At 63.0% G+C, this 21,490-nt stretch carries 21 protein-coding genes; 13 read left to right on the top strand and 8 right to left on the bottom strand.

All coding sequences use genetic code 11. The features are described from left to right. Positions 1-96: 96 nt before the first annotated feature. From VGN62_RS07050 to VGN62_RS07040, 3 genes are read left to right on the top strand one after another with little or no spacing between them, the layout of a single operon-like run. On the top strand, positions 97-2,802 hold the full coding sequence (locus VGN62_RS07050; RefSeq protein WP_037553305.1) for a TonB-dependent receptor domain-containing protein: 2,706 nt from the start codon (positions 97-99) through the stop codon (positions 2,800-2,802). A gap of 11 nt (positions 2,803-2,813) precedes the next feature. Then, complete coding sequence (locus tag VGN62_RS07045; protein WP_011542692.1) at positions 2,814-3,518, top strand: PepSY domain-containing protein; 705 nt, start codon at positions 2,814-2,816, stop codon at positions 3,516-3,518. Then, positions 3,515-4,249, top strand: coding sequence for a PepSY domain-containing protein (locus VGN62_RS07040; protein ID WP_011542691.1), 735 nt, complete (start codon positions 3,515-3,517; stop codon positions 4,247-4,249). The genes VGN62_RS07045 and VGN62_RS07040 overlap by 4 nt, the downstream gene beginning before the upstream one ends. 6 nt (positions 4,250-4,255) lie before the next feature. On the opposite strand, the gene hutC is transcribed toward VGN62_RS07040, so the two are convergent. The 6 genes from hutC to VGN62_RS07010 form a co-directional block, all read right to left on the bottom strand. Then, positions 4,256-5,056 carry a histidine utilization repressor gene (gene hutC, locus VGN62_RS07035; RefSeq protein WP_011542690.1) on the bottom strand — a complete coding sequence of 267 codons (801 nt, stop codon included), beginning with the start codon at positions 5,054-5,056 and terminating at the stop codon, positions 4,256-4,258. Between the two features lie 63 nt (positions 5,057-5,119). Further along, a complete protein-coding gene (locus VGN62_RS07030) occupies positions 5,120-6,445 on the bottom strand; it encodes an alginate export family protein (RefSeq protein WP_327452207.1) in 1,326 nt (441 codons plus the stop codon). A 162-nt stretch (positions 6,446-6,607) separates the two neighbouring features. Next, complete coding sequence (arsH, locus tag VGN62_RS07025) at positions 6,608-7,363, bottom strand: arsenical resistance protein ArsH (protein WP_011542688.1); 756 nt, start codon at positions 7,361-7,363, stop codon at positions 6,608-6,610. A gap of 5 nt (positions 7,364-7,368) precedes the next feature. Further along, positions 7,369-8,433: an ACR3 family arsenite efflux transporter gene (gene arsB, locus VGN62_RS07020; RefSeq protein ID WP_011542687.1), complete on the bottom strand. Its 1,065-nt coding sequence runs from the start codon at positions 8,431-8,433 to the stop codon at positions 7,369-7,371. Positions 8,434-8,442: 9 nt separating this feature from the next. Further along, on the bottom strand, positions 8,443-8,871 hold the full coding sequence (gene arsC, locus VGN62_RS07015) for an arsenate reductase (glutaredoxin) (RefSeq protein ID WP_011542686.1): 429 nt from the start codon (positions 8,869-8,871) through the stop codon (positions 8,443-8,445). 13 nt (positions 8,872-8,884) lie between these two features. Beyond that, entirely contained in the window at positions 8,885-9,214 is a 330-nt protein-coding gene (locus VGN62_RS07010) for an ArsR/SmtB family transcription factor (RefSeq protein WP_011542685.1), read from the bottom strand. Positions 9,215-9,308: 94 nt separating this feature from the next. On the opposite strand from VGN62_RS07010, the gene VGN62_RS07005 reads away from it, so the two are divergent. Beyond that, complete coding sequence (locus tag VGN62_RS07005) at positions 9,309-9,734, top strand: DUF5990 family protein (protein ID WP_120222407.1); 426 nt, start codon at positions 9,309-9,311, stop codon at positions 9,732-9,734. Positions 9,735-9,760: 26 nt separating this feature from the next. Here VGN62_RS07005 and VGN62_RS07000 read toward each other — a convergent pair whose 3' ends face one another. Next, a complete protein-coding gene (locus tag VGN62_RS07000; protein ID WP_327452303.1) occupies positions 9,761-11,029 on the bottom strand; it encodes a site-specific integrase in 1,269 nt (422 codons plus the stop codon). A 420-nt stretch (positions 11,030-11,449) separates the two neighbouring features. Between VGN62_RS07000 and VGN62_RS06995 the strand changes: the two genes are divergently transcribed. The 9 genes from VGN62_RS06995 to VGN62_RS06955 all read left to right on the top strand — a co-directional run bounded on the left by VGN62_RS06995 (position 11,450) and on the right by VGN62_RS06955 (position 20,702). Further along, positions 11,450-12,301: a hypothetical protein gene (locus tag VGN62_RS06995; RefSeq protein ID WP_327452201.1), complete on the top strand. Its 852-nt coding sequence runs from the start codon at positions 11,450-11,452 to the stop codon at positions 12,299-12,301. A 178-nt stretch (positions 12,302-12,479) separates the two neighbouring features. Beyond that, on the top strand, positions 12,480-12,653 hold the full coding sequence (locus VGN62_RS06990; RefSeq protein ID WP_327452199.1) for a helix-turn-helix domain-containing protein: 174 nt from the start codon (positions 12,480-12,482) through the stop codon (positions 12,651-12,653). Between the two features lie 62 nt (positions 12,654-12,715). Beyond that, positions 12,716-13,243 carry a hypothetical protein gene (locus VGN62_RS06985; RefSeq protein ID WP_327452197.1) on the top strand — a complete coding sequence of 176 codons (528 nt, stop codon included), beginning with the start codon at positions 12,716-12,718 and terminating at the stop codon, positions 13,241-13,243. A 207-nt stretch (positions 13,244-13,450) separates the two neighbouring features. After that, positions 13,451-13,819 (top strand): hypothetical protein, encoded by a 369-nt coding sequence (locus VGN62_RS06980; protein ID WP_327452195.1) that lies wholly within the window; start codon positions 13,451-13,453, stop codon positions 13,817-13,819. After that, entirely contained in the window at positions 13,816-15,714 is a 1,899-nt protein-coding gene (locus VGN62_RS06975) for a type IV secretion system DNA-binding domain-containing protein (RefSeq protein WP_327452193.1), read from the top strand. Before VGN62_RS06980 ends, VGN62_RS06975 begins: the two co-directional genes overlap by 4 nt. Beyond that, positions 15,714-18,524 (top strand): MobF family relaxase, encoded by a 2,811-nt coding sequence (gene mobF / locus VGN62_RS06970; RefSeq protein ID WP_327452191.1) that lies wholly within the window; start codon positions 15,714-15,716, stop codon positions 18,522-18,524. Before VGN62_RS06975 ends, mobF begins: the two co-directional genes overlap by 1 nt. A 40-nt stretch (positions 18,525-18,564) precedes the next feature. Next, positions 18,565-19,485, top strand: a complete 921-nt coding sequence (locus VGN62_RS06965) for a HEPN domain-containing protein (protein WP_327452188.1) — start codon at positions 18,565-18,567, stop codon at positions 19,483-19,485. A gap of 219 nt (positions 19,486-19,704) precedes the next feature. Further along, on the top strand, positions 19,705-20,196 hold the full coding sequence (locus tag VGN62_RS06960; RefSeq protein ID WP_327452186.1) for a hypothetical protein: 492 nt from the start codon (positions 19,705-19,707) through the stop codon (positions 20,194-20,196). Next, entirely contained in the window at positions 20,193-20,702 is a 510-nt protein-coding gene (locus tag VGN62_RS06955; protein WP_327452183.1) for an RNA polymerase sigma factor, read from the top strand. The genes VGN62_RS06960 and VGN62_RS06955 overlap by 4 nt, the downstream gene beginning before the upstream one ends. Positions 20,703-20,743: 41 nt before the next feature. Here VGN62_RS06955 and VGN62_RS06950 read toward each other — a convergent pair whose 3' ends face one another. Then, positions 20,744-21,280: a hypothetical protein gene (locus tag VGN62_RS06950; RefSeq protein WP_327452179.1), complete on the bottom strand. Its 537-nt coding sequence runs from the start codon at positions 21,278-21,280 to the stop codon at positions 20,744-20,746. Positions 21,281-21,490 lie beyond the last annotated feature (210 nt).

Raw genomic sequence — 21,490 nt, 5'->3', positions numbered from 1 at the left:
CATAACCAATTGATATGATTCAATAAATTCCTATTGACCTGTATATACATTTGATGCTCTCTGAGGGGAATCAGCCAACCATCAGGGGGTTTCGCTATGATGACCAGGACAATTTTGCTCGCCAGCGCCGCAGCGGTCGCGACCTTTGCAACGCCAGCGCTCGCGCAGAGCGATGCTGCGACGCAGTCACCCGCCGCGGAGGATGCTCCGAACGGATCGGACATCGTCGTGACCGGCTCGCGCATTCGTCGCCAGGATCTCGCGGGCGTCGGCCCCGCGACCGTCGTGTCGGCCGAGCAGATCGAGAACACCGGCGTCGTCAATATCGAGACGGTGCTGCAGCGCCTTCCCGCCAACGCCGGCTTCGCAGGCAACCAGACCTCCGCCTATTGGGCGAACAATGGATATGGCACGGCGCAGGTGAACCTGCGCGGTCTCGGCATCAAGCGCACGCTTGTTCTGCTCAACGGCCGCCGCCTCGTCGCGGGCGGCACCGGCGCGAACTCCTCGCCCGATCTTAACATGATCCCGGTCGCGGCGCTCGCGCGCACCGATGTGCTCAAGGACGGCGCCTCGGCGATCTATGGCGCCGACGCGATGGCGGGCGTGGTCAACCTCGTGACCCGCACTGACTATGAAGGCCTCGGCCTCAGCGTGCGCCAAGGCATCACCGAAAAGGGCGATGGCTCGGACTTCACCGCCGACCTCCTGTGGGGCGTCCGCAACGATCGCGGCGGTTTCATGGCGGCGGTCACCTATCAGAAGACGAGCGCGGTCAATATGGCAACGCGCGCGCCTTGCTCGCTTGCCGAAACCACGCCCGGCATGCTGAGCTGCGTGAACAGCGCCTCGACGATCGGCGGCCGCGCGGTGCTGCCGAACGGCCAGCAGATCAACTTCAATCAGGTGCTGGGCGGTAACGGCAACTTCTTCGAGCCGTACAGCGCTGCCAAGCACAACTTCAACTCGAACCCGTTCCTCAACGCGGTGAGCCCGGTCGAGCGCGTGAGCACGGCGTTTTTCGCCGACTATGACATCACTGACAATATCGAGGCGTTCGGCGAATTCCTTTACACCTTCCGCAAGTCGAATCAGATCGCGACGCCCGGAACGCTGCGCAACCTCTCGATCGCGGCGAGCAATCCCACCAATCCGACGGGGCAGAATATCGTCCTCATCCAGCGCCGCCTCGCCGAGCCCGGCCCGCGCCAATTCTTCCAGGAAACCGATACCTGGCAGGGTACGTTTGGCCTCCGCGGCAAGCTCTCGAACGATTGGGGATGGGAAATCGCGGGCGCCTTCGGCCGCAACACCGCGGTCGATGGTTCGACCAACATCGCCAATCTCGAGCGAGTGGCGAATTCCCTCGATACGACCAAGTGCAGTCTTGCTGCCGGTGCCACGATCCCCTGCGCCGACTATCTCGGGTTCGGCGACCTGACCCCGGAGGTTCTCGACTATATCCTGTTCACGTCGCGCGACCGCGGCGGCAACGAGCTTGCGACGGTCACCGCCGATATCAACGGCGATCTCTTCAAGCTGCCCGCAGGCCCCGTCTCCTTCGCGGCGGGTGTCGTCTATCGCAAGGAAAAGGGTTGGCGCGATCCCGATCCGCTGACGGTGCTCGGTATTGCCAACACCAACCAGCAGGATCCGATCTCCGGAACGAGCACGGCGAAGGAAGCCTATCTCGAACTGTCGGTGCCCGTTCTGGCCGACACACCCTTCTTCCAGTCGCTTACCCTCGACGGCGCGGTTCGCTACTCGAACTACGACCTGTTCGGCAGCGACTGGAACTACAAGGGGAGCGTCGACTGGGTCATCAATGACAGCTTCCGCCTGCGCGGCACCTACGGCACCGGCTTTCGCATTCCGAACGTCCCCGAATTGTTCGGCGGCGTCTCCGAGGGCAATCTGACGACCACCGACCCCTGCTCGCGCTATTCGACCAGCGGCAATGCGACACTGATCGCCAATTGTCAGGCGTCGGGCGTGCCGGCCAATTATGTTCAGCTCGGTACAACGATCCTGACAACGGTCGGCGGCAACGAGAATCTGAAACCCGAAAGCTCGACGACCTGGACCGTCGGGACGGTGATTTCACCGAAGGGACTGGTTCCGGGACTCTCGCTCACTGCCGACTGGTTCGACATCAAGATCAAGGATGCGATCCGTGCTATTCCGGGCTCGACAAAGCTCAGCATTTGTTATGCGAGCCAGAATCTTTCGCATCCCTTCTGCGAAGATTTTACCCGCAGCCCGTTGACCGGCGAGGTTACCTTCCTCTCCGCGCAACCGATCAACACGGGCCGCGAAGAAATGAACGGCCTCGATCTGGGTCTCGTTTACAACAATGACATCGGCAGCGTGAACGTCTCGCTCGACGTCAACGTGACCTATCTCAACAAATATGTGGTCCTGCCTTTCCCCGGCGGCGCGCCGATCGACTTCGACGGCTTTATCGGCGGCGGCAATGGCGGCTATCCGAAATGGCGCGGCTATGGCGTGCTGACCGCTGAAAAGGACGGGGTCAGCGCGACCTGGTCGACCCAGTGGATCGGCAAGGCGACCGACTTCAATGCGGCCCCCGGCGACATCGGCTACAGCACGCCGAATGTCTTCTACCACAATCTCCAGGTCGCTTTCGAAATCGACGAGAAGACCCGGTTCCAGGTCGGTGTCGACAATCTTTTCGATCGCAAGGCGCCCTATATCCAGAGCTTCACCGATGCGAACACCGACACGATGACCTATGACCTGCTCGGACGGCGTTTCTACGTCGGCTTCCGCACCGCGTTCTGAGGGTAATCGATATGGCGATCCGTTGGCCGCTGCTCGTCCGGCGAACGCATAAATGGCTGGCCTTGGTGGTCGGCGTCCAGGCGCTGCTCTGGACGCTGACCGGCTTCTACATGGTGGTCGTGCATATCGACACCATCCATGGCGACCATCTCGTGCGCGCGCCGATGGTTCAGCCCTTCGACCTCGCGGGCCTCGCGCCGCCGTCGCGGATCGTTGCGGCCGCGCCCGGTGCGTCCGAGGTTCGCTTGCAGCGGTTCTTCGATCGCCCCGTCTGGCGCGCTGAAACTCCCGAAGGGGCGCGGCTGTTCGATGCCCGCTCGGGTGCGCCGCTGCCTGCGCTTACCGAGTCCCAGGTCCGCGAGCAGGCGCGGCGCATCTACACCGGCGACGGCAAGATCGTGTCGGTGCGGCTGTTGACCGAAGCGCCACAGGAAATGCAGTCGCGCAAGCCGCCCTATTGGCAGGTCGAGTTCGAGGGCTGGAACCGCCCGACGCTCTATCTGTCGCCGACGACCGGTGAGCTTATCTCGCGCCGCCACGCATTGTGGCGCGTGTTCGACTTCGCGTGGATGCTCCACATCATGGACTATGATGAGCGGACCGACGTCAACAACCCGTTGCTCCGCGTCGCGACCTGGAGCGTCTTCGCGATGGCGATCAGCGGGGCGTGGTTGCTGATCTGGTCCTTCAAACGCCGCAAGAGGAAGCAGGCATGAAACGCATCCGACTGACGCCGCTCTTCTTCCGGCGCATCCACAAATGGGTCGGGCTGATCCTGGGTCTCCAGTTCCTGCTCTGGGCGCTCAGCGGATCGGTGATGGCGCTGCTCGACAAGGATAAGGTCGGCGGGCACGGCGGCGGGATGTCGCATGCGCATCCACTGCCACCGGGGGAATATTTCGACGTGGCGGCCCTGCCGCGCGGCGAACCTGTCACGGGCGTGATCCTTCGCGATCTCGGAACCCGGCCGGTCTATGAAGTGCGCTCCGCAAAAGGCGTCCGTCTCGTCGACGCGACAAGCGGCGAGCACATCCGGGTCGACGAGGCCATGGCGCGCGAAGTCGCCTCCATGATGAACGAGGCGCCGATCCGAGAGGTGAGCGTAATCGCCAAGCCGAACCTCGAATCGCGCGATCATGAGGGGGCGATGTGGCGCGTCGATTTCGCGGACGACGAGAACAGCAGCGCCTATGTCTCGCTCGACACCGCGCGCTTCCTCGTCATGCGCGGCGACACCTGGCGGACGTGGGACTTCTTCTGGATGCTCCACAACATGGATTACATCAACCGGAAGAGCTTCAACCACCCGCTCATCATTTTCGTCGCCTTTGGCGCGCTCTGGCTCTCGGGCACCGGCTTCTATCTGCTGTTCAAGAGCTTCAGCCGCGCCGATTTCCGCTGGCTGCGCCGGCGCCGCAAACCGGTGGTCGTCACGCGCACCAGCTGAGCGGCGTCAATCGTCGATCGAGAAGGCCGCCGACAGCTCGAATCGCGATCCGGGATGCGTCAGCCAGGCATGGCTGACGAGGCGCGAATGGCTCCACGTCCGCCGCGTCATCCGCAACACGGGTTCGCCGTCCGAGAGCCCCAGCATGCTGTGGGTGTGCGCGTCGGGCATCTCGGCGCGAACCCGATGTTCGACGCGCTCGAGCGGCGCCGTCCGCGTCAGATATTCGTTCGGCGTCATCTGGGTGAAGTCGATCTTCCCATAATCGGGAGCCGCCGACGCGAGCACGAAACGCTCCTCGAGCTGGATCGGGAACTCGGCTTCGTGATGAACGATGATCGAGTGGAAAAGCCTCGTGCCGACCGGAACCTCCAGTAGCGCCGCAAGGTCCGCATTGGCGCGTATCTCGTCATTCTGCACGACGCGGGCCCGATAGATGTGACCGCGCTCGCGGATCTCTTCGGCGATATTGCGAATTTCGATCATCTGGCCGATCGGCTTGGGCTCGGCGATGAACGATCCGCTACCCGCGCGGCGTACAAGAACGCCTGCCGCCTGTAGTTCGCGAAGCGCCCGATTGGCGGTCATCCGTGACACGTCGAATTGTTGGACTAGCTCTGCTTCCGATGGAACCCGGTCGCCCGGCTTAAGAAGTCCGTCGCGAACGGCATCGCAAATGCTCTGCTTGATGGCGGCATAGCGAGGCGGAGACTTGTCATTTTCGTCATCGGAGTTGCCGGGCCGGGCGGCCGCAGATCCATTCGAGAGTTTTGATCCGCGTCCGGGGGTGCGAGTGGTAACATCCATAACCCGTCTATACAGGTTGCTGCTCGCAGAAGCCAAGCATGCTGTTTGCGACCTGCGCCGGTTTCAGAAGCTGATGGTGGCATTGAAGGAATTATACAGCGTGTTGCCCCCGGCCGGTGCATTGGGCGCGTTTCGGAGAAACCGGCCCTTGCCGAGAAACAGGCCGCTCCATTCGAGGCGGAGGCGCTTCGGTACGAGCCAGTAGCGCAGGCGCGCTTCGACCTGGTGTCCCGCGAAGCGGCCGGAGGCGCCGGATGGATCGCGAACGCCGGTCGTCGAAAAACTGTCGAACCGCGAGGCCAGCCAGAGCGGCCGGTAGGCCGCAAAGGCATCGAGGCGCCTTGACGGTATTGTTTCGATACGGATCGCCGGGGACAGAAGATTGGCCCGTCCGACCGCATTATAGAGGCCCGCTGGCGCGAGTTCCGCGCGGCGCATGCCGAACAAGGTATCGAAGCGGCCGAAATCGCCTCCCCGGCCGTCGCCGCTCGCATAGTCGAATTCGAGCGATAGGCGCGGCGACCAAGGGTGGCGGAAGCTGTAACCCGCCTCGAGATGCGTGAACCACGCCGACACATCGGACTTGGCTGCCGAGGGAGCGAGGCTGCTGCTGATCGTACCGAACTGGTAGAAAGTCTCGCTCTCATAATCGAACCGGCCCGGCGCGGGATCGCGATAGGCGCGCAGTCCGATCGTTTCGAGCGAACGGTCGCGCGTCGGCCGCTGCGGCGCGTCGCGCTCGCCGAGATGGAAGTAGGAAATCTCGACCGAGCCGCGCGACCCGCCGAGCTTCTTCGTCGCGAGGCCGCCCCAGAGTTGCAGGTCAAAGCTCTCCTTGTCGAACTTGACCCGGTTGGCGTCGAGCGACGCGCGGTCGTCGGGCAGCCGCACCTGCGGAAGCGTATAGATAAAGGTCGCCGCGACACCTCCGCGCAGCGCCAGGTCGGCGCGGAGACCCGTATAGCCGCTGGTCGTATTGCGATAATCGTCCGCGGCCACCAGCCGCCGCGATCCCAGGTTCAGCGTGAAGCGGCCGGCCTGGAGATCGAGCTTCGTGCCTGCACCGAAGGCATCGCGCGCCTCATAGCCGACATAGGCCTGGACCAGTTCGAACGCGTTGACTTCGCCCGTCGTCACCGGGGTTCCCGCCTCGCTCCCATAGACGCGGCTGTCGTAGAGTTCGGCGCCCAAGCGAAATCCGTCGCTGCGATATTCGCCGCCGACGATCGTGCGGACATTGAGCAGGTCGTCCTTCTCGTCGAATCCCGTCGGCGCCTGTCCTTGGATCATTTCATAGCGCAGGCGCATGCTGCCCGTGATGGTCAGGCCATCTTCGGCGAGAGCGGGTGCGGGCAGGGCGAGTAAAGTCGCGGCAAGATACAGCCTCAAGCAAACCTCCTGATCCCCGAAATCGAGGACGAACAGGCAACGCTTGAGCGCCGGGACGCTTTACCGGGAGGTTGCGCGGCCCCGGTAATCCGCCTCTAGATCGGAGGCGCCCCTGGTGCAAGATCGCTTCGGTGCCGACCTGGGCTGGACGTGGTCCCGGGCTCAGGCTCCCGGCAGCCCCGCCAATCGCGCCGGCGTCACGACGGGTTCGGCGCGGTCCTTGCGTTCCGAATAGCGGTCGACAAGCTGCGTGGCATGGCCGCGCGTCAGCACGGTGAAGCACACAAGTTCCTCCGCAACGTCGACGATCCGGTCGTAATAGCTCGACGGGAGCATCCGGCCCGCCTCGTCGAACTCGGCATAAGCCTTGGCGACGCTCGACTGGTTGGGGATGGTGATCATCCGCATCCAGCGGCCGAGGATGCGGAGCGTATTGACGCTGTTGAACGATTGCGACCCCGCCGACACCTGCATCACCGCGAGGGTGCGGCCCTGTGTCGGGCGTAGCCCTTTGTATGCGAGCGGCAGGTGATCGACCTGCGCCTTCATGATGCCGGTGATCTGGCCATGCCGTTCGGGGCTGCACCAGACCTGGCCCTCGGACCAGAGCGAATGCTGGCGCAGTTCCTCGACGGCCGGGTGGTCGTCGTCGGCGATCAAATCGGGCAGCGGCAGGTCCGACGGATCGAAGATGCGCGTCTCGCAGCCGAAGAGCTGGAGCAGGCGCGCGGTCTCTTCGACGACGAGCCGCGAATAGGAGCGTTCGCGCAAGCTGCCGTAGAGCAGCAGGATGCGCGGCGCTGGGTCGAGCGGGCCGAGGCCGAGCGCGGGCTGCGAGCGGATATATTCCGCGCTGAGCGCCGGAAGATGGGTGGGATCGGCGAGCGCGCGCAGGCGCGAAAAGGTGGGGGAAGCCATGACAATCAGTCTTTCGCGGGGGTGGATGCCGGGAACCAGCGGCGTCCGAACCAGAAGGCGACGCTCACCAGCAGGATGAGCACGGGAACTTCGACGAGCGGGCCGATGACGGCGGCGAAGGCGACCGGCGAGGCGAGCCCGAAGGCGGCAATCGCAACCGCGATCGCAAGCTCGAAATTATTTCCGGCGGCGGTGAAGGCGACCGCGGTCGTGCGCGGATAATCGGCCTCGATCAGCTTGCCCATCCAGAAGCTGATGACGAACTGCACGACGAAATAGATGGTCAGCGGGACGGCGATGCGCACGACGTCGCCGGGAATGGTGACGATCTCACCGCCCTTGAGGCTGAACATTGCGACGATCGTGAAGAGCAGCGCGACAAGCGTGATCGGCGCGATGCGCGGGAGGAAGCGCGTCTCATACCATTCGTTGCCCTTGGCGTCTGCGAGCCACTTGCGAGTGAGATAGCCCGCCGCAAAGGGAACGCCGAGATAAATGAGGACGGCTTCGGCGACGGTCCAGAAGCTTACGTCGATAACGCTGCCTTCGAGACCGAACAGCGGCGGCAATATCGTCAGGAAGAACCAGGCATAGATGCTGAAGAACAGGATCTGGAAGATCGAGTTGAACGCCACCAGTGCCGCGACATATTGATTGTCGCCCTTCGCGAGCTGGTTCCAGACGATCACCATCGCGATGCAGCGCGCGAGGCCGATCAGGATCAGCCCGGTCATATATTCGGGCTTGTCTGACAGGAAGATCACCGCGAGCGCGAACATCAGCACGGGACCGATGATCCAGTTCTGGATGAGCGAGATGGCGAGCACCCTTTTGTCCTCGAACACGCGCGGCAATTCCTCGTAGCGGACGCGCGCGAGCGGCGGATACATCATCAGGATAAGGCCGATCGCGATCGGGATGTTGGTCGAGCCCCACGAGAGGGCATCGATCGCGGCGGGCAGGCCGGTGAACACCGAACCGAGCAACACGCCGAGCGCCATCGCGAGGAAGATCCAGAGGGTGAGATAGCGATCGAGGAACGACAGCCGTTCCCGCTTGGGTTCTGTCATCGGCTTGGCTCAGGCGCCGACGCGGTTGCCAGCGGCGTCGATTACCTGTTCGCCGTCTTCCTTGGCGAAGGCGCCGCGTTGCCCCGCAGGGATGAGGTCGAGTACCGTTTCGGAGGGACGGCAGAGCTTCACGCCGAGCGGCGAGACCACCAACGGGCGGTTGATCAGGGCGGGATGCGCCATCATCGCGTCGATCAGCGCTTCGTCGCCAAGGGCCATGTCTCCGAGCCCCAGCTCCGCATAGGGCGTGCCTTTCTCTCGCAGGAGTTCGCGAGCCGTGATGCCGGCGCGGACGATCAACTGTTCGAGCAGCGCACGCGACGGCGGCGTCTTCAGATACTCGACGACATGCGGTTCGATCCCGGCATTGCGAATCATCGCGAGGGTGTTGCGGGAGGTCCCGCAGGCGGGGTTATGGTAGATGACGATGTCGGTCATAGCGCGCGTTCCTTCAGCAGCAGGCGAGTTCTGCGAGCAGCGGCTCGCACAGCTCCGCCCGGCCTTGGCAGCAGTCCTTCGCCAGGAAGAGCATCAGGCCGCGAAGCGCGTCGATATCCGCGCGCTGGATAATTTGACGCCCGCGCTTCTCGGATATCACGAGGCCGGCTTTGGCGAGCACCGCGAGATGGGTGGAGAAGGTACTCTGGGTGAGTCCCGACGCTTCGACAAGTTGACCCGTCGACAGGCCGTCGGGCTCATGTTTGACGAGCAGGCGAAAGGCATCGAGGCGTGTCGGGTGTCCCAGCGCGGCGAGAATGGACAAGGCGGAATCGGTTTGCATGCATCGGAATTATCCGATGGAATCGCATCCGTCAATTCCAATCGGGAATATCCGATTAGTTGGTCCGCTTGCGCGATCGGGCTATAGCCTCGTCATGGGTCGCGAACAGCAGAGCGAGATCGCCTTTCGGATCGTCATCGAACAGCCGGTGCCTGGCGTGCTTCACAGCTTGCAAGGCAAGGACGACCGGCCGCTCGATCCCAAAGCGTCCCGCATGGGTGAAGCCTTGGCCTTCGATTTCTCCGTGCGCGTCGGCCCGGGTCCCAAATTCTTCGGCGACCAGGTGCGGCGCGAGGGGCCGGAGCGCCGGTTCGTCTATATTCGTGTCGGGCAAATGGCGGGTGACGCGGCTTCGCCTTGGTCGCGGCGGATGAAGATCGACATACATGATATCGATCAGGAGCTGCTCGACGCGGCCGCGAAGGATATGCGGCCCATCGAGATTGCGATCATTGGCACGGGTAAGGATGGCACGCCCGCGTGCGCGACGGTGCGTCCGACGATGCGGCGCATCGCCTAGCAGAGCTCGTATCCTGTTCCGTCCCGTCAAGCGGCGTGTCGCATGGTCCCGAGCTTGGCCGCGCCGCTCGCCAGCAGCCGCTCGATTTCGTCCGAGGTCCGCCGGACAGCGAGTTTCAGCGCTTCATCGATGTGGACATAATCCTGGGTCACATTCTGCGAAGCATGTCCGAGCATTGCGCGGATCGTGAGTTCCGAGAATCCCAAATCTCCCGCGACGCTTCCGAAGGTGTGGCGAAGCGTATGGGGCGTCACACCCTCTATACCTGCCAAAACGCACACGCGCCGGAGGCACTCGCTAACCGCCGTGAAGGGACCGTCGCCGATGGTCGAGGGAAACAGGTGCGGATTGCCCGCAATCTCTGCCTGGTCTTGCAGAACCCGCACCGCGGCCGGACCGATCGCTCGAATCTGTGCGCCGCCCTTCGTGTCGGGAAAAGCAACATAGCCGGCATCGGGATGAAGCCAGCTGCGGCGCATCGCTTGCCCTTCTTCCCGGCGATAGCCCGTCAGCAGCAAGGTGCGCAGGACGCCGAGAGCGACCGGATTCTCGCCGCTCACCTCGGCATGAGCGATGGCCTTCCCCATCATCTCGATTTCAGCGACGCTGAGGCGCCGCGTCTTCTTTTTGCTCGCGAGCTTCTTGGCCCCGAGGGTCGGGTGTACTTCGAGCAGACCCTTGTGCTTCGCGTGACCGATGATCGCCTGAAGCGTGCCGAGGCAGCGGCCCGCCACGCCGGGCCCGCCCGTTGCCATGCCGCCTCGCCCTCCCGTTCGGGGTTTGGCCGTCTTCCCGTTCTTTACGTCGGATTGCATCTGCTCGACGTCGGCGATCCGGAGATGCTTCACGATGCGATTGCCAAGCAGGGGTACGATGTGGGTTCGAACCCGGCTCTCGTCCATATCGAGCGACGACGTTTTGATGGGAAGATTCTTGCGGCCTAGGATATTCCCGGCGCGAGCTTCCTCCAAATACCAGTCGCACATCTCCGCTACGGTCATTCCCTTGCGGACCTGCCTGACCTTGTCGGCGGGATCCTCGCCGACGATGACCTCGGCCAACTTGAGCTTTGCAAGATCGCGGGCCGTATCGACCGTCAGCACGCCGAACCGGCCGAGGTTCATCCGGCGTTTGATACCCTCGGCATTGCGATATTGAACGACGAAAGTCTTGAGCCCCGAAGGGAGCACCCTCAGGCCGAAGCCCTTCACTTCGCTATCCCAATAGATGAGCTGCTTGCTGTCTGGCACGGCAAGCGCGTCGATCGCCCGTTTGGTCAGCTTGCCCGTCGGCATCATGTCTCTCCTGCTGGAGACAAAACCAAAACCGAGCGGCTTTGTCTCCAAATTGTCTCCTGCAACCGTCAAACTGGAGACAAAATTAGGATACGAGAGGGCAGAAAGAAAATCAAGAAATATAGGAAATATAGGGTTTTAGGATAGCATTGGAAGCTCTAGGAAAGCCCGAAGGTCAAGTTGCCAAGGTTGGGGTCGAGGGTTCGAATCCCTTCGCCCGCTCCAGTTTTCCTAGTGATATCAACGATTTGCGAGGCCCCGGTTGCGGCCCCAGACGCTCTCGTTTTTATCAGGCTACCACCGGGCTACCACGATCCGAGCTGGCTGCAGACGTCTTTCGCTGCCCGCCCGCGCGTGCGCAAGCATTTGTATCGCTGACGTAATCGAGGCAATGTAGCCATCTCTCGGTAGGAGAAGATGGTGGACGACCGGAAGGAAGTATTGCCGCTCCGCATCGTCGCGGCTCGCTTCGTCAACGATGACGAACAGGCTGGCCTCGCCGAGCTCGACCGCATCGCGGCGGACTCCTCGCGTCTTGTCCAGAACCGCTATTGGGCGCTGTGGTTGGCGCTAGTCGCGACCGCCATCTCGGCGATTCTGATGCTGACCTTGGGAACCGTGTGGACTATCAACAGAGCATCCGGCGCCGATACATTGCTGATCATCGGGCTAGCTTGCTTCATCCTGACAATGACCGTGGTCGCGTCGTGGCGCGCCCTTCAATACGGGGGGATCAAGGCGTCCGCTCCGCAGGATGCCGCTTATTCCAACCCTGACGAGCCGGCAGCGCGGAACCTGGAACGATTATTTGCTCTCCTCCAACGAGAGTCGACTCTGCGCGCGTTCTACCGAACGAAGAGCGGGGTGCGGCGGTATGTCGATCACCGCTATTTCTTCGGCAAACTTCGAGCTGCCCATGTGGCGCGAGAAGGAGCGATTCGAAGCGCGCTCGTCGGCCCGGTCGGCTTCTGGTTCGGCCGCGAGCTTTTCCTCGAAGCGGACGTCGACAAGCTCATTGCGGACGCCAAAGCCGAACCAAGTCGCAAGGGGGCGCCGAAGCAGTACGATCATACCAATGCAATCATCGCATTGATTGATCATCCCAAGGTGCGAGCGCTCGATATCTCCAAGAAGCGCGGCAATCAGAGGGAAATCATAGAGCTGATGGAGGATTGGTATCGCGGCAGGCGCCTAAAGGTCCCCAGCCAGACGCAGCTTGCACCGTACGCAAATCAAATTTTGGAGACGATCGCGAAAAATCGTTCGTCTTAATCTGGCGCTGAATTACCGGGGAGCCACGCATTTGTGTGGTTTCCCGAGGTAGGCAATTACCGGGGAACAGCCGCGAACGGCGGATTCCCGGTACATCCGTATGCCGTTGGAACTGCCGGCGATTAGCTGCAAATGATCCTGTCGCCCGCCGCATCGCGGCACTCCAACGGAGGCGACAATGGATGAACTCGCATACTCGATTAACCGCACGGCCAAGGCGCTCGGCGTCGGCCGGAGTACAATCTACAAGCTCATCAAGACCGGCCAGGTCGATGCGCTGAAAATCGGCACGCGAACGCTGATCACGACCGCGTCCATCGCGCGGCTCACCGAGGCTCGCCCCGCGACTTGATGCCGACGCGGCGAATTGCCGTCCGCGCACCCCGATCAGCTCTCGATTCAGGAGGACACGACATGTCCGTTCTTCGCAACGCTCTTGCTCGCTTCTTTTCTTCGAACCCCAAGCCCGACATGCACATCGACGCAGATGTTCAGACCGCCGCCTACATGTGGCCGATCATCGAAAAGTTGCTCGCCCATGGCGAGGATGGCGACACCTACCGCGCTGCGGTCAATTTCTGGCGCTACGCCGAGCGGCCACCGCTGGCAGTCTACGATGGCGACGTGAGCCACTGCCACATCGATGGTCCGCTTCAAATGGCGGGCGATTTTGCGCTTCCCTTGGGCGGAGAAATCTTCAGCCGCGGCGTCGCGATTGCCCTCGATCCTTTCGAGGCGAACGATCTTCGAGATCATATGCGGGCAGCTATCGAGCGCGCTATTCTCGCCTGGCTTGCGGACAATGGCCGCCGCGAATCTCCACCGGCAAAGAATCCTTACGACCGCCAAACAGCCGACCGCAAAGCGAAGGCAATGATCGCCGATTGGGCCGCTCGCAAGGGAACAAAGCGCCCCGTCACGGAGGGTCCGGATCATGTCTGAACCGGTCCTCTTCGAAGCGAGGTTGCGGGGCCGCGATGCTACGCATCGGACCCGTAATTTGGATACACACCTCACGCACGGGTGCATCCAGCTTTTCCGCCACTTTTCGAGGGTGCGATCAGAGTGCGCTCCTCCGTCGTTTCGCCGAAGCGACGCAATTCCGCCAAAATTCAAGGGTGCGATCCGCACCCTCAGGGAGGCGGCGTGATGAAGACCGTCCAACATTCCGTTCGCCTGCCTGCGGCGCTCGACACGGCGCTTCGCGCGCTGGCCGAGCGTCAAGGCAAGACAGTTTACGCGATGCTCCGCCGCTGCGTGAAGACTGGGATCGACGGTCATGTAAATCCCACCATCAGCAGCTCAGGCGATCGCGAACTGGTCGCCGAGGTGGCGTCGATGAGCACGCGCCTCGCCGATGTCGAACGCCTGCTCGACCGCACCTTGCACACGGCCTGCGCTGCCTATTGCTATGCGCGCAGCGCGGCGATGGGCGGCGGCAAGACCGACGAGGTCATCACCGCCGAGACACAGCGGGCCTATAACCGGCAACGCGCGACAGCGGAGGAACGGTCATGAGCGAGCCTCACGATCTCCGGCTTCATGCCGAGACGCTGCGGCGTCATCTTCGCTACAGCCAGACGCGGCGGTTCAAACGACAGTTCGCGATCATGGTCGCGTCGATCGCGCTGGGCGGTTTGGCCGCGCCCTATCTGATGCTCGACCCGAGCATCCTCCGGGACACCGGCACCCATTATCACGCGAAGATGCTGTCATGGTTTGCAGGCAACGGCGGTGATCCCGGGATAGTGATCCGCTACGAGGGGAGAGACTATCTGACTCCCGCCCGTACGGTTGCGACCGATCCTTATTGGGTTCGCCGGGCGAGCATCGCCAAGTCGTTCGTCATGCGCGGCGCCATGCTGGGGTTTGTCGCGTGGCTGTCCGGCCTTTTCCTGCTCCGCGATGTCGCGGCGCGCAGGCGCGAACGCGCGCTCCGGGATCGCGTGATCGACGGCACCAAGGTGACGAGCGAGAAGGAGCTTGTGAAGCGCGCGCGAGCCGAAGCCGGTTCGCATCCGCTGGCGATCGGTCCCGTCCCCTTTCCCCGCCGCCTCGAAACCCGCCACATGGCGATGGTCGGCACGACGGGCAGCGGCAAGACGACGGTGCTGCGCCAGATGCTCGACGGTATCGCCGCGCGCGGCGAAGCCGCGCTGGTCTATGACACCAGCGGCGAGTTCATCGCCCATTACTTCCGGCCCGAGTGCGGTGACATCATCCTCAATCCCTTCGATGCCCGCTGCGTCTATTGGTCGCCTTTCGCCGAGATCGCGCATCCCGCCGACGCCGATCGCATCGCGCAGCAGCTCGTTACCGAGACCAGTGATAAGGACAAGGATGTCTGGCTGGAGACGAGCCGCATCCTCGTGGCCAACATGATCCGCGAACTTTGGAGAGAGGAAAGATGCACGCTGCTCGATCTGCACACGGCACTGAAGACGCTGGGCAAGGAAGAGCTCAAGACCTGGCTCAAGGACACGTCGTCGGCGCGCACCTTCACCGACGACGCCGACCGGGCCACCGGCAGCGTGCTCTTCATGCTCGCGAAGGCCGCGAACCTGATCCAGTTCCTTCGGATGCCTGAAGAGGGCGAGAAGGTCTTTTCGTTCCGGGAGTTCATCGCCGGGCTTGACGAAACGAAGGGCGCCAAGCCCTGGATCTTCGTGCCGCGAAAGGAGGAGCAATTTGCGGCGTTGAAGCCCTTGCTGGCGTGCTGGCTCGAATGCGCCGCGAGTGCGATGCTTGGCCTTGCTCCGTCATCGGACCGCCGCGTTTGGTTCCTCCTCGACGAACTTGCCGACTTGCCGCGCGTCGACAATCTGACGCGGTTGCTGCCCGAGGGCCGCAAGTTCGGGGCGGCGGTCGTGCTGACCTTCCAGGGCGTCGGGCAGATGCGGCATCGCTATGGCGACGATCTTGCCGAATCCATGCTCGGCTGCTGCAACACCAAACTGTTCCTCCAGATGGGCGACGGCGAATCCCGGCGCTGGGCGAGCGACACGATCGGCACCTGCGAGGTCGAGATCCAGACCATGACCGGCGCGCTGGGCGATGGCGACGACAAGCCACGGATGACGCTCGGCCGCCAGCGCAAGACGCGTCCCGCCGTGTTCGAAAGCGAACTCCGCCTCGCGCGTTATGAGGGCTATTTGCTGTTCCCCGATGGGCTCCCGGTTGCGCGCATCGCGCTCACCGCCGACCATATCGAGAAACGCGGCGAGCCGCGTCAGCCCGCTTTCGTCGCGGCGAATCCCGAGACGACCCTCTGGCACCGGCCGTTGGAGGCAGCGCCCAAAGGAGAGCCCGACAGCGATGTGTCGCCGCCGGCCGAGAAGCAGGTCGTCGAAAAGCCGAAGGCAGGGAAAAAACCATCAGCGCCTCCGCCTGCGGACGATGGCGGGCCGATCTAATGGTCGCGTCGGTATCGGCGCTGACCAGTTCGGCGCAGGCGAGCAGCTATTATGAGGCTGACGACTATTACGCCGACGGCGGGCTGTCGCCGTCCGAATGGAACGGCAAGGGCACCGAGGAGCTTGGACTATCGGGTGACGTCGATCGCGACACCTTCCGCGAACTTCTCGACGGCAAGGTCGCGGGCCAGCAACTCGGCACCGTGCGCGACGGCCAGCTTGAGCATCGGCCCGGCTGGGATGTGACGCTGAGTGCGCCCAAGTCGGTGTCGATCATGGCCGAGGTCGCGGGCGACCGGCGGTTGATCGAAGCACATGGACAGGCGGTGAAGACCGCGCTCGCGCATGTCGAGGCGCATATGGCCGCGACGCGGGTCCGACATGGCGGCACGGTTAACCGCGAGGCCACCGGCAATCTCGTCGTCGCGAGCTTCCAGCATGGCACGAGCCGGGCGCAGGACCCGCAGCTTCATACCCATAATGTCATCATGAACGCGACGCAGGGCGAGGATGGAAGCTGGCGAAGCCTCGAACCGCGCGCCATCTATCAGCTTCAGAAGCACATCGGCGCCATCTACCGGCAAGAGCTGGCCCTGAAGGTCCGCGAACTCGGCTATGAGATTGCGCCGGGCAAGGAGTCGATGTTCGAGATCAAGGGCGTCTCGGCCGACGTCATGGCGGCGTTCAGCACGCGTAGCGCCGAGATTGAGGCAGCACTGGGCGAACGGGGCACGACGCGTGAGGAAGCCAGCGCTGCCGAAAAGCAGGTTGCCGCGCTTGATACGCGGCAGGCGAAAGTGGCGACCGACCATGGCGCGCTTGTCGCCGACTGGCGCGAGACCGCCGACCGGGCGGGGTTCGATGCCGACGCGCGGCTGGCGTTGGTGCGCGAGGCCGAGGCCAGGGCGGCGAGCGGCCTTCACTTTCCCAATCCATCGATCGCCGATCGCGCCGTGGCGCACGCTGCCGACAAGCTTGGCGAGCGGCAATCGGTGTTCTCGGTCGCGGCGCTGCACGAGGAAGCGGGACGGGTTGGTCTTGGGAAAGTCGGCTATGCCGAGATCGGTGAAGCGATCGGGCGGGCGACAAAGGAGGGCGAGCTGGTCGATCGCACCTTTCTCGATCGGCGCGGCGCCGCGTTCGGCGGGTTCGCGACGCGGCAGAATATAGCCGCTGAGGAGAAGTTGCTGCGGATGGAAGCGCGCGGACGCGGTGCGCTTGCGCCGATCGCATCCCCGCTCGGCGCCGCCAAGGCGGTCGCGCGTGCGGCGGCGCAGGCGGAGCGGTCCGGCTTTGGCTGGAACGCTGACCAGAAGGCCGCAACCGAACAGCTCCTTACCAGCCGCAATCGCATAACTGCGGTGCAGGGCTATGCCGGGACCGCCAAGACGACGACGGTGCTTGCGACCTTCGCGCGCGAGGCCGAGGCACGCGGCGTTTCGGTGATCGCGCTGGCGCCGACCGCATCGGCGGCTATGACACTCGGCGAAGCGCTCGGCGCACGCGGCGATACGGTGGCGCGGCATCTGCTCGTGCCGGAAGGTTCTGCGCCGGGTCAGCCGCTCGCATGGATCGTCGACGAAGCCTCGCTCTTGTCGGCGCGCGATACCGCGCGTTTGTTCGATCTGGCCGAGCAGCACGATGCCCGCGCCATCCTTGTGGGTGATGTCAAGCAGCTTGGATCGGTCGAGGCCGGAGCGGCCTTCGCCCAGCTCCAGACCGTCGGCATGGAAACCGCCACGCTCGGCGAGATCGTCCGGCAGAGCAATGCAGCCACGAAGGAGGCGGTGCTCGCGTCGATCGAGGGCGATGCGAAGAAGGCGCTCGCCGCGCTCGATCGTGGCGGCGGCCAGATTGTGGAACATGCGGATCGCTCCGGCCGCTTCGCCGCTATCGCCGAGCGCTATGCCGGGCTCGAGAAGGCGGAGCGGGCGCGAACGCTGGTCATCGAACCCTCGCGCGAGGGGCGCGATACTCTGACGGCGGACATAAGGGCGGCGCTGGTGAAGTCGGGCTCGCTTTCCGGTCCCGCCGTCGCCGTGGAAAGCCTCGTCAACAAGGGGGTCACCCGCGCCGAGGCGCGTGACCCGCTAGGCTATGACCGGGGCGATGTCGTGCGGTTCACGCGCGACTATGCCGACAAGGGTGTAGCGCGCGGAGAGGCCTATCGTGTCGAAGCGGTCGATCCGGCGAAAGCCGCCATCGCGCTGAGGTCCGGGGATGGGCGTGAGGTCGATTGGCGCCTTCGCCAATGGGGCGCCGGCAATGTGCAGGTGTTCGCACCGCAGAATATGGACCTGAGAACCGGCGACAACATCCGCTTTACCCGCAACGATCGCGATGCTGGGCGGATCAATGGCGCGCGCGGCGAAGTCACGGCCATCGACGAGCAGGCGCGGACGGCTACGGTGATCGGCTCTCGTGGTCAGTCCCAGATCCTCGACCTCGACGCGGCGCGCGACCGGCATATTGCCCACGCCTATGTCGATACCGCTTTCGCCGCGCAGGGCCGCACCGCCGATCATGTTATCATCCACGCCGACAGCCGCGCCACCAACCTGGTCGACCAGAGGAGCTTCTATGTCGGCATATCGCGCGCGAAGGAGTCGGCAACGATCATCACCGACGATCGCGCGAAACTGACTTCGGCGATCAACGAGCGCGCCGGGGTCGTCCAGACCGCGCTCTCACAGGCACCCGCCGCAGGGGCCGCCATGGCGCAAGCTGCCGTCGCTGCGCCCGCCGCCAATCAGGCGATCAGCGCGGCGGTCTCACAAGCGGCGCCCTCGCTGCCCGGCATGGGGCTTTAGCTCTTGCCAAAGCGCCCGATCTTCCCGAAGATTCCGCTACATGCGTACCGATCTCACCCATCTTCCCGCCGCCAAGCAGCGCGAGCTCGAACGGATCGTCGAGACGATCGTCGAGGAGTTTCGGCGCGCGACCGAGAATGCGACGGGACCGCGCAAAGGTGCGCGCATCCTCAAGATCATCCTGTTCGGCAGCCATGCGCGGGGCGACTGGGTGGATGCGCCGCTGTCGGCGAACCAGTATAAATCTGACTATGACATCCTCGTCATCGTCAGCCAGAAGGAGATGACCGACCGCGCCGCCTATTGGACGACTGCCGAGGAGCGGCTCATTAGAGCTTATACGATTGAGAAGACGCTCCACACGCCGGTCAATTTCATCGTTCACAGCCTCCATGAGGTGAATGACGGGCTGTCACATGGCCGCGTTTTCTTCATGGAGGTCGCGAAGGACGGGATCGCGCTTTACGAAGCTGACGATAGCGAATTGGCCAACCCGAAGCCGAAAACGCCGAGCCAAGCCTTGGCCGCGGCAAAAGATTATTTCGACGAGTATATGCCGGCGGCCCAATATTCTCTCGAACGCGCGAGAAAGAGCGTCGGTGATAATCAGCTCAAATACGCCGCCTTTGACCTCCATCAAGCGACGGAACGACTGTACCAGGGACTTCTGCTCACCCTGACCTTCTATACCCCTTACAATCACAATATCGCCTTCCTGCGTTCGCTCGCAGAGGGGCTCGACCGTCGCCTTTACGGCATCTGGCCCGAGGCGACGCATCGCGAACGCGCGATGTTTCAGAAGCTGAAAGAAGCGTACACGAAGGCAAGGTACTCAAAACACTATCGGATCAGCGAAGAGGAACTCGCGTGGCTCGGCGAGCGCGTGGAGGAACTTGGTCGCGTGGTCCATCAAGTATGCTCGGACAAGATCGCCGAGCTTGAGGCGGCGGCGCGTCAATAGGCGCTGGCCCCGGGCCGCTTGCCGGGACTCCCGGATTCTGACATAATCCGTCTCACGGAATGGAACGACTGGCGGCCATTCCGGGGATTATCCTGCCAGGCATCATGTAGGTCCGGCCGCGTGTCGGACGGTTGCTGATTGCCGCTCAGGCGGCACCACAGCGAACACCGCTTGCCTATCCGCGCGCAATCGCGCGGACCGCCGCGGTGCGAGCTGCAAATGATACCCCCACTAACCGACGTTTACGCGCGCGAAGTCGTGATGGCGCGCGTCGGCCACCTCATCCGGCGCAAGCAGCGCGAAATTGAGCGCATCACCCGCATATTGCGCGGCCTGTTTGACCCCTCGCAGGTTCAGGCGCCCGAGCCCGGACGGATCAGGCGCATCATCCTCATCGGCCCCTATGCGCGGCGATCTTGGTACGAAGACAGCCGAACGATCGAATTTTCCGATTATGAATTCTGGGTCGTCGTCAATCATCCGCTCTTTGCCGACGAGCGTTGTTGGCGCCGCGCGCGTGCGACCATTGACCGCGAGCTTGGCAATCGCTGTGCCGTCGATGTCGGGATTTACTCGAAGTCCGACATCCGCGCCGCAAAGGCCGAGCGCGACACCTTCATTCTCGATCGGATCGAGGGCGGGATCACCCTCTATCGTGCGTCGCGCGATGCGCCGCTGCCCACCCGCGAGCGCGAGGGAGACCGGCCATGACCGCCGCGGGACCCTACCCCACGTTCGAAGCATTCTACAGGGCGCAGCATGATCGGATGTTCCATTTCTTCCGGAGGAAAGTTGGGCGTGATGAAGCTCCGGATCTCGTGCAGGAGGCATTTACCTGTGTGCTGCGAAGCGGGGCTTTCGATAGGCTCGAAAATCCCAATGGCTACTTGACGCGGACGGCTCGCAATCTGGTGATTAACCGGGCGCGGACATGGCACCGGAAAGGGTGCATGCTCTATCCGCTCGATGAAGCGCGCGATGCCCCTCTCCCGCCGGAACAGGAACGGAAGATCGAAGGTGGGGAACTTCGAGCGGTATATCGGCGTGCGCTACTCGCTCTGCCGAAGAGAACCCGACGCATATTCCTGATGCACCGGTTGAAAGGCTTGTCGTATCGCCAGATCGAGGACGAACTCGGCGTCGGTGATAAATGCGTCCAATATCACATGATGCGGGCTTTGAGCCGTTGCAGGAAGGCAGCCGCCCGATTGCAATGACTTGATTCTACCCCGTTCGCGAGATCGTCGAAGCGAATAATCTATTCCGGAATGGGCGGATTCTCGGATTGGGTTTGACTGCCGTGGGAAGAGTTGGTGTTCGCGGGAGACGAAGTCTTTCTGTCTGCCGGTAGGGAACTCGACAGGTCGGCGATGTTGTTGCGCATTTCCCTAAGCCATTCTTCGAACGACTCTTCTCCGGCGATGTCGATCCCCTCGAGAAATTCTCCGGTGGACCGTGCAACGATCTCTTCGTTCCGGATATCGATGTCGATCATGGACAGATTGAGGCGCACCGTTCGCGAGGTTGCCTCGACGAGGGGGAAAGGAGTGCCCGCGGTAAGTTTGCGTAACCGATGCAGTTCAAGCCGCAGGCTGGACTGCGCCTGACGCAATTCTCTCGAGCCCCAGAGCTTGTCTTGGATCCATGCTCGCCATCGCTCGCCGGAATTGGCGCTGGCGAGGAGGGCAAGCAGTGCGATTGCCTTCTTGCTGGTCACATCGAGCCGCTCCCCGTTCGGCGCCACCAACTGAAATGCTCCTAGAAGTCGTAACCGATAGCGGGCCAATCCGTTCACCCCCACCTCCCTTTCCAATCCCCGCACGGCAAACCGCAGTTGCCCGGATCGGATAGGACGCGGCCAAAGTCGGGAGCAATGCCGAAGAGGCGCCGGACGCATTAATAACGCTACGGCAACGCTATGAAGACGTATCAATAACGTTCTGCAAACGCAGCAATTGGCATCTGCGTCCTTGATCGACCGAACAACCGGTCTGAATCAGGGGGA

This window comes from Sphingopyxis sp., assembly GCF_035998905.1.
Taxonomy (GTDB): domain Bacteria; phylum Pseudomonadota; class Alphaproteobacteria; order Sphingomonadales; family Sphingomonadaceae; genus Sphingopyxis.
This window is presented reverse-complemented; position numbering and strand designations above follow the sequence as displayed.